This window comes from Pseudomonas sp. FW305-7, from assembly GCF_058786735.1.
The window spans coordinates 30,659-46,223 of record NZ_JBYSZA010000020.1; the positions used below are offsets into that span (position 1 = coordinate 30,659).

Annotated in this window: 12 protein-coding genes; 3 read left to right on the forward strand and 9 right to left on the reverse strand. The window is 57.8% G+C overall.

Translation table 11 applies throughout. The annotated features are described in order from the left end of the window. Positions 1–171 precede the first annotated feature (171 nt). From AC3WMT_RS21715 to AC3WMT_RS21730, 4 genes are read right to left on the reverse strand one after another with little or no spacing between them, the layout of a single operon-like run. Positions 172–1,257 (reverse strand): polyamine ABC transporter substrate-binding protein, encoded by a 1,086-nt coding sequence (locus AC3WMT_RS21715; protein ID WP_103304961.1) that lies wholly within the window; start codon positions 1,255–1,257, stop codon positions 172–174. A gap of 58 nt (positions 1,258–1,315) precedes the next feature. Continuing rightward, positions 1,316–1,660 carry a cupin domain-containing protein gene (locus AC3WMT_RS21720; protein WP_093431317.1) on the reverse strand — a complete coding sequence of 115 codons (345 nt, stop codon included), beginning with the start codon at positions 1,658–1,660 and terminating at the stop codon, positions 1,316–1,318. Positions 1,661–1,714: 54 nt separating this feature from the next. Continuing rightward, the gene (locus AC3WMT_RS21725) at positions 1,715–3,121 is read right to left on the reverse strand and encodes an NAD(P)/FAD-dependent oxidoreductase (protein WP_103304962.1); all 1,407 of its coding nucleotides are present in this window, start codon (positions 3,119–3,121) and stop codon (positions 1,715–1,717) included. A gap of 52 nt (positions 3,122–3,173) precedes the next feature. Continuing rightward, complete coding sequence (locus AC3WMT_RS21730) at positions 3,174–3,989, reverse strand: AraC family transcriptional regulator (RefSeq protein WP_103304963.1); 816 nt, start codon at positions 3,987–3,989, stop codon at positions 3,174–3,176. 263 nt (positions 3,990–4,252) lie between these two features. On the opposite strand from AC3WMT_RS21730, the gene AC3WMT_RS21735 reads away from it, so the two are divergent. Continuing rightward, positions 4,253–4,525, forward strand: a complete 273-nt coding sequence (locus AC3WMT_RS21735; RefSeq protein WP_103305046.1) for a DUF1652 domain-containing protein — start codon at positions 4,253–4,255, stop codon at positions 4,523–4,525. 51 nt (positions 4,526–4,576) lie between these two features. Here AC3WMT_RS21735 and AC3WMT_RS21740 read toward each other — a convergent pair whose 3' ends face one another. After that, a complete protein-coding gene (locus AC3WMT_RS21740) occupies positions 4,577–7,051 on the reverse strand; it encodes a UvrD-helicase domain-containing protein (RefSeq protein WP_103304964.1) in 2,475 nt (824 codons plus the stop codon). Between the two features lie 279 nt (positions 7,052–7,330). Here AC3WMT_RS21740 and AC3WMT_RS21745 point away from each other — a divergent pair, with 279 nt between their 5' ends. Then, the gene (locus AC3WMT_RS21745) at positions 7,331–8,026 is read left to right on the forward strand and encodes a pirin family protein (RefSeq protein ID WP_103304965.1); all 696 of its coding nucleotides are present in this window, start codon (positions 7,331–7,333) and stop codon (positions 8,024–8,026) included. A 77-nt stretch (positions 8,027–8,103) separates the two neighbouring features. On the opposite strand, the gene pgm is transcribed toward AC3WMT_RS21745, so the two are convergent. The 4 genes from pgm to AC3WMT_RS21765 form a co-directional block, all read right to left on the reverse strand. After that, positions 8,104–9,750: a phosphoglucomutase (alpha-D-glucose-1,6-bisphosphate-dependent) gene (pgm, locus tag AC3WMT_RS21750; RefSeq protein WP_103304966.1), complete on the reverse strand. Its 1,647-nt coding sequence runs from the start codon at positions 9,748–9,750 to the stop codon at positions 8,104–8,106. 105 nt (positions 9,751–9,855) lie between these two features. Beyond that, positions 9,856–11,256: an aminotransferase-like domain-containing protein gene (locus tag AC3WMT_RS21755; protein ID WP_103304967.1), complete on the reverse strand. Its 1,401-nt coding sequence runs from the start codon at positions 11,254–11,256 to the stop codon at positions 9,856–9,858. A gap of 49 nt (positions 11,257–11,305) precedes the next feature. After that, complete coding sequence (locus tag AC3WMT_RS21760) at positions 11,306–12,760, reverse strand: hypothetical protein (protein ID WP_103304968.1); 1,455 nt, start codon at positions 12,758–12,760, stop codon at positions 11,306–11,308. Between the two features lie 549 nt (positions 12,761–13,309). Next, positions 13,310–14,332 (reverse strand): zinc-dependent alcohol dehydrogenase family protein, encoded by a 1,023-nt coding sequence (locus AC3WMT_RS21765; RefSeq protein ID WP_103304969.1) that lies wholly within the window; start codon positions 14,330–14,332, stop codon positions 13,310–13,312. 269 nt (positions 14,333–14,601) lie between these two features. On the opposite strand from AC3WMT_RS21765, the gene AC3WMT_RS21770 reads away from it, so the two are divergent. Then, complete coding sequence (locus AC3WMT_RS21770; protein WP_103304970.1) at positions 14,602–15,531, forward strand: LysR family transcriptional regulator; 930 nt, start codon at positions 14,602–14,604, stop codon at positions 15,529–15,531. Positions 15,532–15,565: the final 34 nt, after the last annotated feature.

Consider the following 15,565-nt stretch of genomic DNA (forward strand, 5'->3'; position numbering starts at 1 on the left):
GAACTGCATGCGACCCTGCAGCCCCAGTGGGTTGCTGGTCCACCTGTATCGCCTAGGAAATTCAGATCGGAAAGACTATTACTGATATCTGACAGACATAAAAATTTTCACAGTTATTCCGAACCGCCGATAAATCCCGCTCGCCGGGGTTTCACACCCGGCGAGCCTTGATCAGCTTCCAGTGCGGATCTTGTTCCACACGCGCGTGCGAATCCGGTCAATATTCAGCGGCATCGCTTCCAGCGCGAACAGCTTGCCCATCATCTCCGGGCTCGGGTACACCTTGGTGTCGTTCTTGATCGCCGGGTCGATCAGGCTGTCGGCCTGTTCGTTGCCGTTGGCGTAGTGCACGTAGTTACTGATGCCCGCCATCACGTCCGGACGCAGCAGGTAGTTCATGAACGCATAGCCGGCCTTTTCGTCCGGTGCATCAGCGGGCATGGCAACCATGTCGAACCAGATCGCCGCGCCTTCCCTGGGAATCGCGTAGCCGATGTCGACACCGTTTTTCGCTTCCTTGGCGCGGTTCTCGGCTTGCAAGATGTCGCCGGAGAAACCGACCGCCACGCAGATGTCGCCATTGGCCAGGTCACTGGTGTATTTCGAGGAATGGAAGTAGCTGACGTACGGCCGGACTTTCATCAGCAGCGCTTCAGCCTTTTTATAGTCCTCGGGATTTTTGCTGTGGTGCGGCAGGCCCAGGTAATTGAGCGCTGCGGGGAGCAATTCCGGACCGTTGTCGAGGATCGCCACGCCGCACTTCTGCAGCTTTTCCATGTATTCGGGTTTGAAGATCAGGTCCCATGAATCGACCGGCGCGTCATCGCCCAGCACCGCTTTGACCTTGGCGATGTTGTAGCCGATGCCGGTGCTGCCCCACAGATACGGGAAGCCGTGTTCGTTGCCCGGATCGTTGGTTTGCAAGGCTTTGAGCAGCACCGGGTTGAGGTTCTTCCAGTTCGGCAACTGGCTCTTGTCGAGCTTTTTCAGCGCCCCGCCCTGAATCTGCCGGGCCATGAAGTGGTTGGACGGGAACACCACGTCATAACCGGATTTACCGGTCATCAACTTGCCGTCGAGGGTTTCGTTGCTGTCGTACACGTCATAGGTGACACCGACGCCGGTTTCTTTCTCAAAGTTCTTGGTGGTGTCCGGCGCAATGTAGTCGGACCAGTTGTAAACCTTGACCGTTTCGGCGGCCTGAGCAAGGGAAACGGCGAGCATCAGCGGTGCCAGAGCGAGGGTCTTGCGGATCATGGATCGATTCCTGTGTGGGTTTTCTTTTTTGTTGGCAGGCAATCAAAGGATCAAACAATCAGAAAATCAGCACGTAGCTCTTGCGCACGGTTTCCTGGATATCCCAGATACCGAGCGTGTTGGCCGGCAACATCAGTGCGTCGCCACCTTGTATGTGCAGGGTTTCGCCACCACCGTCTGGGGTGAACGTGCAGCGTCCGGAGATGAAATGGCAGAACTCCTGCGCGGTAATCTGCCGACGCCAGCGGCCGGGGGTGCATTCCCAGACGCCGGTTTCTACGCCGTCGTCGCGCTCGACGCTGGTGGTCGAGGCAATGGCGACAGGTTCGCCGAGGGGCACGGCGACCGGATTGGACTCGTCGAGCTGGAGCGTGGCGGTGTTTTTGAACTGGGTGATGCTCATGGCGTTACCTGTCTCGGGGCTTTGTTGATGGCTTTTTGGGGAGTGCATCGACGTTCAATGCATGAAACCTTCCATGAAACCGGCCACTTGGCTGGCGAGTTTGCGCCGCCATGGCGCGGTCGCCGGGTTGGCCAGGGTCTGGTCTTCATGGACGAAGCTTTTGATGATCGCGTTGTAACCGAGCCAGCGACACGGCTCCGGCTCCCAGGCGCGCAGAGCGTGAATGCCACCATCGGGCAACACCCAGGGCTGGTTAACCAATTCGCTGTCGCGTTCAAGAATCAGATCCGCCAGGGTGCGGCCGCCGAGGTTGCTGGCACCCACGCCTTCCCCGCCATAACCGCCGGACAACGCGATGCCGTTGGCGCGATCGCAGAGCATGTGCGGCTTGAAGTGTCGGGACATGCCGAGGTTGCCGCCCCAGGCGTGAGTGATCTGCACATTTTTCAGTTGCGGAAACAGTTCGCCGAACAGATAGCGGCGTAGCTCGACCTCATCACGGGTCAGGTCGAAGTTGTGGCGCAACTGGCCGGCAAACTGATAACCGCCACGTGCGCCGAAGATCAAACGGTTGTCGGCGCTGCGCTGGCCGTAAGTGACCTGGCGGCTGAATTCGCTGAAAGCCTGGCCGCGATTGAGGCCGATCTCGTCCCAAGTGGCGGCAGACAGTGGCTCGGTGGCGACGATCAGGCTTTGCACCGGCAACTGATAGCGACCCAATGGCGGCAATGTTACCGAATACCCTTCAACTGCCGGAACGATCCAGCGACTGCGCACACTGGCCTTGGCCGTACGCAAGCTGCCCGACTGCCAATGGGTGACCGGACTGTTTTCGTAGATTTTTACGCCCATGCCTTGCACGGTGCGCGCCAGAGCACGCACCAGTTTGGCCGGGTGAATGGTCGCCACATGCGGCGCATAGATGCCGCCGTAGGGTTTGGCGACGCGGATCTGCTGCGCCAGTTGCTCGGGGCTGAGCCAGCGGTAATCGTCGTCGGTCAGGCCTTGGGCATGCAGCTTGGCCAGGTATTCACGCAGGCTGGCTTCTTGCTCCGGGTAACGCGCCGCGCAGTACAGCACGCCGCCCTTGCGGTAGTCGCAGTCAATGCCTTCGCGCTCGAGGACGACTTCCACTTCATCGGGGATGCTGTGCAGCAGGTCAAACGAAGCGCGGCGCTGTTCCGGCGACAACCCGGCAAGCAAACGATCCTCGCCGAGCAGGTTGCCCATCAGCCAACCGCCGTTACGACCTGAGGCGCCGAACCCGGCGGTTTGCGCCTCGATGATGGCGATATCCAGGCCCGGGGCATGTTTCTTCAGGTAGTACGCCGTCCAAAGCCCGGTATAACCGGCGCCGATAATCGCCACATCGACGTCCAGATCCCGCTCAAGCGCAGGCCGCGCGATCAGCGGCTCGTCGAGTTGGTCCATCCATAAACTGATAGTGCGCCATGCTGGCATGCAAGACTCCGCCACTGAAAACCTTCGATGGCGTCGATCCTAGTGCGCGGGCTCAGGGAATGTCTTGCGCGCGTGTCCGCAAAGAAATTTGTTTGACGTAGGCCTTCGGCGACTGCCCGGTGTGCTGACGGAAACAGCTGTAAAACGCCGACAGCGAATTGAACCCGGCCGCGAAGGCCAGCTCATCGATGCGCACGGGCGGCGTCGCCGCGTCGAGGGATTTGAGCAAATGCTGCAGGCGCGCCTGATTGACGTAGCGATAGAAGCTCTGCCCCAGCACCTGATTGAGCAGGTAGGAAATCTGATTGCGGCTGTACCCGCACTCCTTCGCCACCCGTTGCAGGTCGAGCTCGGGATCGAGATACGGTTGCTGTCGTTCGAAATATTGCTGCAAGTCCTCGGCCATAAAGCTCAATTGGCGCGGCGACAGGCCCAGACGACTGACCGCCGGGCGCTGGCTGGCTTTCTCGTTGTCGCCACTTTGCGCGCGAACCAGCGAAGCGTATTCGTTAACTCGCCAGATCAGCCCGTCCTTGACAGTGATTGCCTCACTGGAGCGGAACGACACCAGACCATCACCACCGCGCAGCGTCACTTCGTATTGAATGAACGCGGTGTTGCCGTCCACGCGGATCCGGTCGCAATGCTCGAGCGCTTCGTCGGATTCCCTCGGCATGCTGACCCGCACGTACTCGCGCAACTCGTCGAGACCGAGCACGCGGTTCTGGAAGAAATCGTTGTACTGGATGTCCGGGTGGTACAGCGCCATGACGCTGTCGAGGTCGCGGTGCTTCCAGCTCAAGTGATAGCGCATGACCGTGGCAGCCGTGGCCTGGGTCTGGTCTGGGCCGTCATCGTCGGCGTGCATAAAGGGCTCGGCGAAAAAGAATCGAGCTTGCCCAAGTTCGCCACGGGCAGCAATGATTAATCCGTAATGGCATTTTGGCGACGATGGCGTAGGCCGTGACTTACATCAAAAAATGCGAAGCAATCGCGAAACGAACTGAAAAATCGCACAGAAATTTCACATCCAGATGCTATTTTTAACGGCATTCATCGGATGAGCCAATGAAGGCTCTTCCCACCTACCGTGAGCAAAAGGAAGCGCTCGATGAAGAAGGCGGGCAACACATGAACAAAGGGTCAAGCAAAGTCACGTTCCCCAATGCATGCCAGCTGATGCGTTGGCATTTTCATCCCATGGGTTTCGAAGCAACGATGGACGCACCGGGCAGCATGATCGCCCGCCTGTTTGATCGCGCCAGTGGCGAAACCATGATCGCTATCGCCGGCATCCCGTGCGCCACGGTGATGAATGCAGCGGACGTCGAGCGAATTATCGAGGCTGTGGAGGATGAGCTGGAAGCATTCATTCCTCCAATCTCTCTTAGAAGTTACGCATAAACATTTGATTTACAACAAAAAAAACCCGCAGATATGCGGGCTTTTTTTGGCTCATGCCATCTTCTTTTCGGGTCGGTGATCGGCGAAGAACGGCTTGCCCCTTGGCACCCGATCGGACGCCCGAGGCATGTTCACCGCCTGCACATCCTGCGGCTCGACGTACCAGTAACAATGACTGACTGCGCGGGTAATGCCGACGTAGGCCAGGCGCAGAATTTCATCCTTCTGGGCGCTATCGTAGGGCTCGCTGTCGCCGCTTTTACCCAACCCGGCCATGCGATAGACCTGATTCTTGTACGGCGAACTGGTCAGGTGCTGGCAGTCACCGAGGAGAAACACCGCGTCAGCCTGCAAGCCCTTGGCGCTGTGATAGGTCAATTGTTTGATGCGTCGGGCTTCGTACGGCAAGCTCGAATCAACATTAACTACAGACTGAATATGCTCTTCAATCAATGACTTATCGCTGCTTTTTCGATAAAGCATCAAGATTGAGTGGCCCTGTCGGTAGTGATCGGCGAGACGCTGCCCCAAGGCTTGGTCGTCACGCTCCAGCACGTTGACGGGCTGTAACGGTTTCGGTTCGCCGCTGGCTTTGGCCTTCTTCCCGGGAATCGCCGGTGCTGCCCGCACGATGTGTTCGGCCGCGTCGATAATGTGTTGATGACTGCGATAGTTGTCGCTGAGCATGACTCGCGTAGTGCTCGGCGACGGGAATTCCTTGGTGAACTCCATGAAATAACTTGGCGAACTGCCGCGCCAGCCATAAATTGACTGCCAGTCATCGCCCACGCACAGCAGCGACGAACGCTGCGCACCCCGGCCGACATGCATGGCCGGCCCACGACTACGAATTTCGATGAGACTGGCGCGAATCCACGAGACGATCTGTGGCGAAACGTCCTGGAATTCATCGATCATCAGGTGCGACATCGGTCGCAGCAGCTCATCGCTGAGCAACTTGAGGTTTTCCGGTGAATGCTCACTGAACAGCGCAAACATGCGGTTATAGGTCATTACCGGTGGTTTCTGGTCGAGCAGATGATCTTCCAATGCGCGCCAGAACAGACTTAATGCCTCGAAGAAAAACCGGTCTGGGTCATCCTTGGCGAAGCTCATACGGCCGACGGCGTCGGGTACATCCAGCCCCAGGTTCTCGATAAAGCCAGCGGCGGCAACAAAACAGTCGAGCAAAGGCGCTGACGCCAGTTCGCCTTTGACCTTGTAATCGAAGCCCGGGCCTGCACTGGCATCACCCGCCAAAGTGGCCAGTACGCGCTTTGAAGAGTCGTAACTATCAAGCCATATCAAAGGCTTACGACAGAAAGCTTGAAACAGGGTGCGCTTTACCGCCCACTCCGCACGTACGGAAAGCTTGGCATTGGGCCGGTTGAGCTGCGGGTTTTCTCGTGGATCGAAACCGAGCACTACCCAAGCGTCGAGGCTGGGAATGTAACCATGACCGTGGAATTTCGCACCATTGATCTCGAAAGTCTGCCGGTTCGGCTCAATGCCCTTGATCGGCCAGGCACCGGCGCGAAACCACAGATCTTCGATGACGTCGCAGAGTTCTTCGTCGCGCTTGGCAGCGAGTTCGGTGACTGCCATGCGCTTTTGCACATCCGGGTGATCACGCTCCAGCTCCTTGAGCTGCAAGGCTGCCTTGGACAGCGGCTGAATCAACTGGCGGAAGCGCTCGTCCTGAGTGAATAAACGGTGATAGCAGGCGTTGAGCTGTTGGCGTTGAGCGTCATTGATGCGCAGATCGAACGGATTGCTATCGACCTCCTCGTCAGCACCCGGCGCGCGATGGCTGAGGTTTTCAAACGCCTGCAAACGTTCAAAACCCGGCAGGCTGCGGACCATCGGCAGGATGCGCGAGTGAAAGGTCCGCACCAGTTCGCGCGCCTGTTTCAAGCTCAACGCATGGTCCCAGAGCGCGAACAGCTCGATCAGTTTATTGATGAAATCCTTGCGCGACTCGCGGGTGAATGTCACCACGGTCATCGAATCAAGCTCAAAACCCAGATAATGGGTCAGCAACAGAATCCGCAACACCAGCGTGGTCGACTTGCCCGCTCCGGCACCGGCCACTACAGAGGTCGAAGGTGTCTCGCTGAAAATCATCTTCCACTGCGCGGTGCTCGGCTGAGCCTGTGCGGGCAGTAAACGGGCGACATCGGCTTTTATGCGTTTCTTCAATTCAGGCGTCAGCGGCAGACGCCAGTCATCGAACAAGTGATTGTCGATGCTCGGCGGACGATGCTCGGTGCTGCGGCTGTCGCGAATCAACAATACCTGCCGGCCTTCTTCCAGACCTTCGAGTTTGCCCTCTTTGTAGCCGTACTCGACACCTGCCGTGTGCCCGCTGCGAAAGCCGTCAGCCTGACCATGCAGCCAGGACGCGCGATGCTGAGCACGCAAACGAGTCAAACCGTGGCCGAAGAAGCGTGCGGCCAGGCGCTTGAACCATGGCATTTCGGCCAGAGGGCGAAGTTCGGGAGGAAGTTCGGGGGTGTGTTGCGCCACGCTGACGGGCTCCAGTGTGTAAGGCTGTTGAGGGCTATGGTGTCTGTATTTGCCGTCGAGTTCTAGCGAAATGCTTACAGGTCATTGGTTTAGGCGATGAATTGAAGGTGGGACAAGAGTGTTTCGACGCCACTTCCTATCAAGTTATTCGATGCTTATACCGCAGTTTTTACGCTTTTTATCGATGCTTGCCTGATAGATGATCGACGCCATACACCACCGGACTTGCGCCAGATGCGGCCATCGCATCCCCGCGACGAGCCTTTTGAGGAGACGAACATGCTTGAACTCAGACCTTTCAGCTCGCTGGGCGGCGCCCATCATGGCTGGTTGGATGCCCATCACCATTTTTCGTTCGCCGAGTATTACGACCCGCAACGCATGAACTGGGGCAACCTGCGGGTCTGGAATGACGATGTGATTGCCCCCGGCACCGGTTTCCCGCAGCACCCGCATCGCGATATGGAGATCATCACATATGTGCGTGAAGGTGCGATTACCCATCAGGACAACCTCGGCAACAAGGGCCGTACTGAAGCCGGCGACGTCCAAGTGATGAGCGCCGGCACCGGCATTGCTCACAGCGAATACAACCTGGAGGCGCAGGACACGAGGATTTTCCAGATATGGATTCTGCCGACCGAAACCGGCGCCCCGCCGTCATGGGGTGCGAAGCCCTTTCCGAAAGGTCAGCGTGAAGGTTTTGTGACCCTCGCCAGCGGCAAGGACGGCGACGATCAAAGCCTGCGGATCCGCGCCGATGCACGCTTGGTCGCGGCGAACATCAAGGCTGGAGAAACAGCCGAATACCAACTGGAGGCGGGCCGTCGGGCGTATCTGGTGCCGGCGACAGGTGTCATTGAAGTCAACGGCTTGCAGGCACAAGCTCGAGACGGCGTGGCGATTGCGCATGAACAGGTATTGACGGTCACGGCGCTTGAAGACAGTGAGATTGTCCTGGTGGACCTCGCCTGATTTCATCAGTGGCGGGCAAAAAAAGGGGCAACCGTAATGGTTGCCCCTTTTTATTCAAACACTGATGTCGTTGCGGCTTATTTAGTGCTGATAGCACCATCCACCAGGGTTTGCGCTTCGGCCACCAGTTGCTTGAGGTGGTCGTCGCTGATGAAGCTTTCGGCGTAAATCTTGTAAATGTCTTCGGTGCCCGAAGGACGTGCTGCAAACCAGCCGTTTTCGGTCATCACTTTCAAACCGCCAATCGCTTGGTCATTGCCCGGTGCATGGCTGAGAATGGTCTGAATCTTCTCGCCTGCCAGTTCGGTCGAGGTGACCTGCGCCGGCGACAGCTTGCTCAACAGCGCTTTCTGTTCCGGGTTTGCCTTGGCATCAACACGCACCGAGAACGGCTCGCCCAGTTCGTCCGTCAGGGCGCGATAGGCCTGGCTTGGGTCGCGACCGGTGCGCGCGGTCATTTCAGCAGCGAGCAATGCCGGGATCAGTCCGTCCTTGTCGGTGCTCCATACGCCGCCATCCTTGCGCAGGAACGATGCGCCAGCGCTCTCCTCGCCACCAAAACCCAACGAGCCGTCGAACAGACCGTCAGCAAACCATTTGAAGCCGACCGGCACTTCATACAGGCGACGCCCCAGACGCTTGGCAACGCGATCGATCAAGCCACTGCTGACCACGGTTTTACCCACGGCCGCGTCGGCACGCCACTGCGGACGGTTCTGGAACAAGTAGTCAATGGAGACCGCCAGATAGTTGTTCGGCGCGAGCAGGCCACCGGATGGCGTGACGATGCCGTGGCGATCGTGATCCGGGTCGCAGGCAAACGCGACATCGAAACGCTCTTTCAGGCCGATCAAGCCTTGCATTGCATGGCTGGACGATGGGTCCATGCGAATCTGACCATCCCAATCAACGGTCATGAAGCGGAAAGTCGAATCGACTTCCTTGTTCACCACGTCCAGGTCCAGACGATAGTGCTCAGCGATGGCCGACCAGTAACGCACCCCTGCTCCACCCAACGGGTCAACGCCCAGATGCAGTTTGGCATCACGAATGGCATCGAAATCGATCACGTTGATCAGATCGGCAACGTAGGAATTCACGTAGTCGTGGCGATGAGTCGTGCTGGCCTTGAGCGCTTGCTCGTAGCTGATGCGTTTAACACCCGCCAGTTTGTTGGCCAGCAGCTCGTTGGCCTTGGCTTCGATCCACTTGGTGATGTGGGTGTCGGCGGGGCCGCCATTGGTCGGGTTGTATTTGTAGCCGCCACTTTGCGGCGGGTTGTGCGACGGCGTGATGACGATGCCATCGGCCAGGCCCGAGGTACGACCGCGGTTGTAGCAGAGAATGGCATGGGAAATGGCAGGTGTCGGCGTGTATTCATCACCTTCAGCGATCATCACGGTCACGCCGTTGGCCGCCAGGACTTCCAGAGCGCTGGCTCCGGCCGGCGTCGACAGCGCGTGGGTGTCGATGCCGACGAACAATGGGCCGGTAATACCCTGGGCTTCACGGTACAGGCAAATTGCCTGGCTGATGGCCAGAACGTGCCATTCATTGAAACTCAAGTCGAAGGAACTGCCGCGGTGACCGGAAGTGCCGAACGCCACGCGCTGCGTGGAAATGGAAGCGTCAGGCTGGCCGGTGTAATAAGCCGTTACCAGTCGCGGGATATCGACCAACAATTCTGCCGGTGCCGGTTTGCCCGCAAAAGGACTGAGAGTCATGCAAAACCTCTGAAATAGAGTGGTTCAGGAATAGAGCGCAGTTTACTGGCAGTTTGACCACAGTGCGATGGGATCTATCCGAGACTCTCCCGAAGTTTTTTAACGTTAATCATCGGGCGCCAGACGCAACGCGTCACCCAATAGCCCGACGACATCGGCCAGATCGTGCTCACCATGGGTCAGCGAACTCAATCGCAGATGGTGCCCATGCAGGCCCTGCAGACTGAACAACTCCCCAGGTGCAATGACGATCTGCTGCTGGAGCAAACGGTGAAACACGTTGCCCATATTCACCGGTCGCAACGAGCGCACCCAGATGGTCGCCCCGCCCTGCGATTCGTCGATCGCCAACGCTTCACCCAGTCGCTCGCGCAATAACTCGATTAATTGCGTGCGACGCTCCTTGAGCATTCGGCGCAGCACGGACAAGTGCTGATCCAGCCTGCCGCCGCCCAGCAACCTGGCAATCGCCTTCTGGCGGATCGGCGACAATCGGAACGCACGCAACAGGAAATGGCGTTGCAACTCACTCCGCCAATGGTGAGACAGCACAAAACCGAAAGGCGCCTCTGTACCGACGAACTTCTCGAACGTGGAAAACACCAGCAAGCGATCAGGATCCAGCCAGTCGCGCAAGCGCTGGGAGTCGTTGCCTTCATCGAGTTCGCTATAACAGTCGTTTTCCAGCACCCACGTACCATGGCATCCGAGCAGATGCGCGATCGCCTGTCGATTGGTCCGGGACAGCGGGCTGCCCTGAGGCATGCTCAGCGCCGAAGACAACAGGATCAAGCGCACCGGCTCACTCTTGAGCAATGACTCCAGCCGCTGGGGATCAATCACTCCTCCCGTCAGCAGCGGCAGCTCGATGACACGAACTTCAGCAGCATCCAACAGGCGCAAGATCACCCAGTCGCATGGAGATTCGACCACTACGGTGGCCCCACGCAGCTCAAGCACGGAGATCAGTATTTCCAGCACCCCACGCAGATCTGCACCGATATAGACGTCATCGGCATGCCAGCAATTCACCGTTGACGAGGTATAGCGCGCGGCAAGCACCGTACGCAGTTCCAGCTCGCCGCAAGGCTGCGCCAGTAGCTGCGGCTGTCGCGGATATTGGCGCAGCAGTTCGCGTTCAAGTGTCAGTAGCGGACTGTCCAACGGTTGCAGTGAGGCCGGGTCGTCGGCGCTCAACACACACATACCAGGGCGCCTGGCGTTGACATACACAGTTTCAAGCAAGTCACTGCCACAACCGGGCGACTCCAGAGCGTTCTGCGCTTGCGCGTAGTAACCGGACTTGGCGATTGAATAGACGCGACCTTCTTTTTCCAGTAACGAATAGGCGTACTGGACGGTCGATATAGACACATTGAGTCGATCAGCCAATTGCCGCAACGAGGGCAAGCGCACTGCCGGGCCACCCCCCGCCTCGTCGATTAACAGCGTCAGATAGCGATACACCGCCTGATATACGAAGTCGTTTTCCCGTGACGCTTTCACAAGCCCGCCCCCGTGGGCAAGTATTCATGCTCTGGCAACTGGCTCACGATCAGCCTTCCGCCGACCGATCGACGTGCTTTCCAGCACCCGCCTCGCCTGAACTTGCAATTTCACCAGGGACGGGCATGCGGATCGGGCCCATGGCGTAAAGACGCACAATCAACTTGACCGGCAAGCCACTGACATCCGTCATCCATTTCAATACCTGATCCGAGGCATGCAGGCCCTGCATCGCCCGATGCAGATCCGGCATGGCCACCAACATGCCTGGATGACAATTGCGCAGAAACCGTTCCAGCCCCGCACCGGCGTCAATAAACGGTGCAAACATCAGGCACGCCAACTGGATCTCGTTGAGTTCAAAATTTTCCAACAGGCAGCCTTCCGCTTGCTGGCGGAGGAGATCGGGGTCCTGCAGATTGCCGAAACTGGCGAGCAATTGTTCACACACCGTTTCAGGCACCTGCTTGCGGCGCATCTTCAGCAAACAGCTTTGCAGGTAATCGCTGATTCCGGCCTCATAGGTTCGCCCCTCGATGAAGCACGCCTGCAATCCTCGCAAATGTGCAGCCACCATTGGCTCTGCGAATTCGTCGTCGCCCTGAGAGAGCGTCAGCTCATCTGCCTGGAAGCCAAGAAAGTCACTGAGCAAAGGCCAGCGTTCTTCGAGCCTGCCGACAATCATGTCGTTGATGTTGATGAAGCCAGTGCGGCGACAAGCTTCGAATTGACCTTCGGGGCGCCACGTCACCCGCTCTTCGTCCGTATAGAACTCGCGGTAATAATCCCCCCCTAGCCCGTCGAGCAACGGAAACAGCGCTTCGTAGCCTGCGGCAGTCACTAACGAATCGGCAATAGCCGCTTTCTGTACGGCGCGACTCAAGCCCTCGAGGAAATGAATCTGGCGGCTCGGACTTTCACTGCCGATCATTGCATCGACGCCGTTGTTCCAGCGGGCGACCTGACCGTAGAACTCTGCGGTGGCCAGATAGGCGTCATCCCACAATTCGAGCGCTTCACTGAAGCTGCGACGATGACCAATGAGCAGCAGGTTGATCCGGTTGGCTTCACGCCCCTCGTCGCAGGCCCGCGCCTGATGGTCGAATGGCAGGACCTGACGATGATCCACCATCACCAGCTCGACACGGGGATCGTCGTAAAGGAACAGTGCGCCGTAGCTACGGTGCATGTTTTGCAGTGCCATTGGGCTGTTGCCGTTCCAGCGCAAATTGGCCACCCGCAATTGGAAGGTGGCGGGGGCACGTCCGGCGATGCTCAACTGCGCCGCCCGGAGCAGGGCAAGCGTGTAACAGCTGTCGCGCGAACCGGTCTGGTTCACCAACACCTTGAAATGACCGATGTTCTCCATGCCGCCCGCGGCCACGGCCAGCCGCTGGATCAATAACTGCAATGCCGTGCGTTCCGCGCGGGAGAAGAAACTCAGCAATCGCTGCAATACTTGTTGGTAGACATAATTCATTGCCTGATCATGGATCGTGCTCATCGGTATTTACCCGGTATAAAAATTTTCATGACGCGCAGACCGAAATCCCGATCGCACGACAATTCATCAATAAGTAATAGACGCTCAGATGCTAACACTTACAAATCTGTAGTTATTTGAAACACTTGAGCTTTGAAAAGCCCTGAAGTCACTGACAGACAGCCTCAAGCACCTGTAAATGCTGGTATTTTTCTAGAAAATATTATTCCTAGGAAACTTCCCACAACGTCCCACGACAAGTGAGTACAAGAAAAAGAGAAGCAGTTTGCGAATAGCCCTACAACAATTAAACAGAAGTTTTCTCGACAAGCAGATCCAGCCGCTTGATGTTGCGCGGGACAAATTGAATGCACAGCCATGACTCATTCCTTGAGATGAAAGTAATCATTCAATTATCAGGGCTTACATTGCGATTAGAAGATACAGATCGAAGGCAAAAACCAGTTCAGTTGCTGAACAGATTCGGATGCAGGCAGTGAGATCGGCTTTTCGCAGGGGGAAAAACGCAGAAGAGTCCGTGGGGCCACGGACTCTGATGGAGGTCTATTTTCAGGCGGGTTCGACTTGCAGAGCGACCCGTTCGCGGCATGGGCATTCGTCCATGTAGCGATGCGCTTCGACGAACTCGTTGAACGGGAATACACGAGTCTTGAGCGGCACCAACACACGATCAGCGGTCAACTGGTTGATGTCGCGCAAGGCACGTTGCAGGGCGACGTGATCCTGGGTGATGCCCAGTTCCGGTTTGCCGGTGAAGTTACCGATGCAGTGCACGAAGAACTGGATATTCTTCTGGAACGCTGCGCAGGCCGGGAACGGCGTCTGGTTGCCACCTTGCAAACCGTACAACACGAGGCTGCCACGCGGCGCGAGCACATCGCCAAGCAGCGACATCTGCGGGCCACCGAGACCGTCAAAAACCACGTCGACGCCCCGGTTGTCGGTGATCTTGTTGATTCGCATCAACAGATCTTCCTCTTCGGTGACAATCACCTTCTCCGCGCCCAGCGACAGCAGGTATTCGCGCTCCTCCGCGTCCTTGGTAGCGGCAATCACCCGCACCCCCATGGCCTTGCCCAGTTGGACAAAGGAAGGGCCGGCACAATGACTGGCATCCGTGACCAGCGCAAACTGCCCGGGTTTTACCCGTGCCAGATCGGCATAAGCGAAATAGGCGATCAACAGCGGTGTGTAATGCACGCTGGCTTCGATCGGACTCAGCACGTCCGGATAACGGGTCAGCGCTGTACGCGGCAGTACAATCGACTCGCCATAGACCGGATAGTCGTTTGGACTTTCGGCAGGGAAACTGGCGACCTTGTCACCCACGGACAGATCTTCGACATCGGCACCGACCGCCGTGACCACACCGGCCATTTCATGGCCAAGGCCTGACGGCAGGCGTGCCTGGGACGAGGCCAGATTCTGACGCCAGAGCGTGTCGTACCAGCTGATGCCGATTGCCTCGACACGCACCTGCACTTCGCCAGGACCTGGCTGAGCGGCCGCATGCTCTTCGCATTTGAGCACCTCGGCCGGACCAAACTTGTGAAAACGGATCGTGCGGGACATCGCAAACCTCGTCAAAGTAACCTCTAATGCCCTGAACTCTATCTGGGCTTTTGACCCAAGACTATCAGTGGCTATTAATAGTCGACATGCCTGTCATTGATTCCGCAGTATGGACGGCATTGGCAAAATCCATGAAAAACTGCTGCGCCCGTGTGAGTAAAGCTGAATTTTCCGGTGCAGAGTACCAGCCTTTCCCCGTAAGATTCATGCCGGCCATTGTTCTCATATGGCCGCCCTCGTCAAGCTTGATGACTCTGCCAGGACTCCAGATGAATCGTAATGACCTGCGTCGTGTCGACCTGAACCTGTTGATCGTATTCGAAACATTGATGCACGAACGCAGTGTGACCCGTGCCGCCGAGAAACTTTTCCTTGGCCAGCCGGCAATCAGTGCGGCGCTCTCGCGTCTGCGCAGCCTGTTCGATGATCCTTTGTTCGTGCGCACCGGCCGGAGCATGGAACCGTCCGCCCGTGCGGTGGAAATATTCGCCCTGCTCTCGCCCGCCCTCGACTCGATTTCGACCGCCGTCAGCCGTGCCGCAGAATTCGACCCCGCTACCAGCACCTCGGTGTTTCGCATCGGTTTGTCCGATGACGTCGAATTCGCACTGCTGCCAATGCTGCTAAAACGCCTGCGCGCCGAATCGCCGGGGATCGTGCTGGTGGTGCGCCGAGTCAATTACATCCTGATGCCAAGCCTGCTGGCTTCCGGTGAGATTTCGATCGGCGTCAGCTACACCACCGACCTGCCGGCCAATGCCAAGCGCAAAGTCTTGCGCCGCAGCCAGCCAAAACTGTTGCGCGCCGACACGGTCCCTGGCCCGTTGAGCCTCGACGATTACTGCGCGCGACCGCATGCACTGGTTTCGTTTGCGGGCGACCTCAGTGGCTTTATTGATGAGGAACTGGAGAAACTCGGGCGCAAACGCCATGTGGTGCTGGCTGTGCCGCAGTTCAACGGTTTGAGTACGTTGCTGGCGGGCACTGACATTGTTGCAACCGTACCGGATTACACGGCGGATGCGCTGACGGCGGCTGGCGGTGTGAGGGCGGAAGATCCGCCGTTGCCGACGCGGACGTTTGAACTGCACATGGCCTGGCGTGGGTCGCAGGATAACGATCCGGGTGAGCGTTGGTTGAGATCGCGGATTCAGATGTTTTTTGGCGATCCGGATAGCCTTGAGCTTCCATCGCACTGAGCAGCCTGACAACGCCAGGCGCCCTCTGCTCACC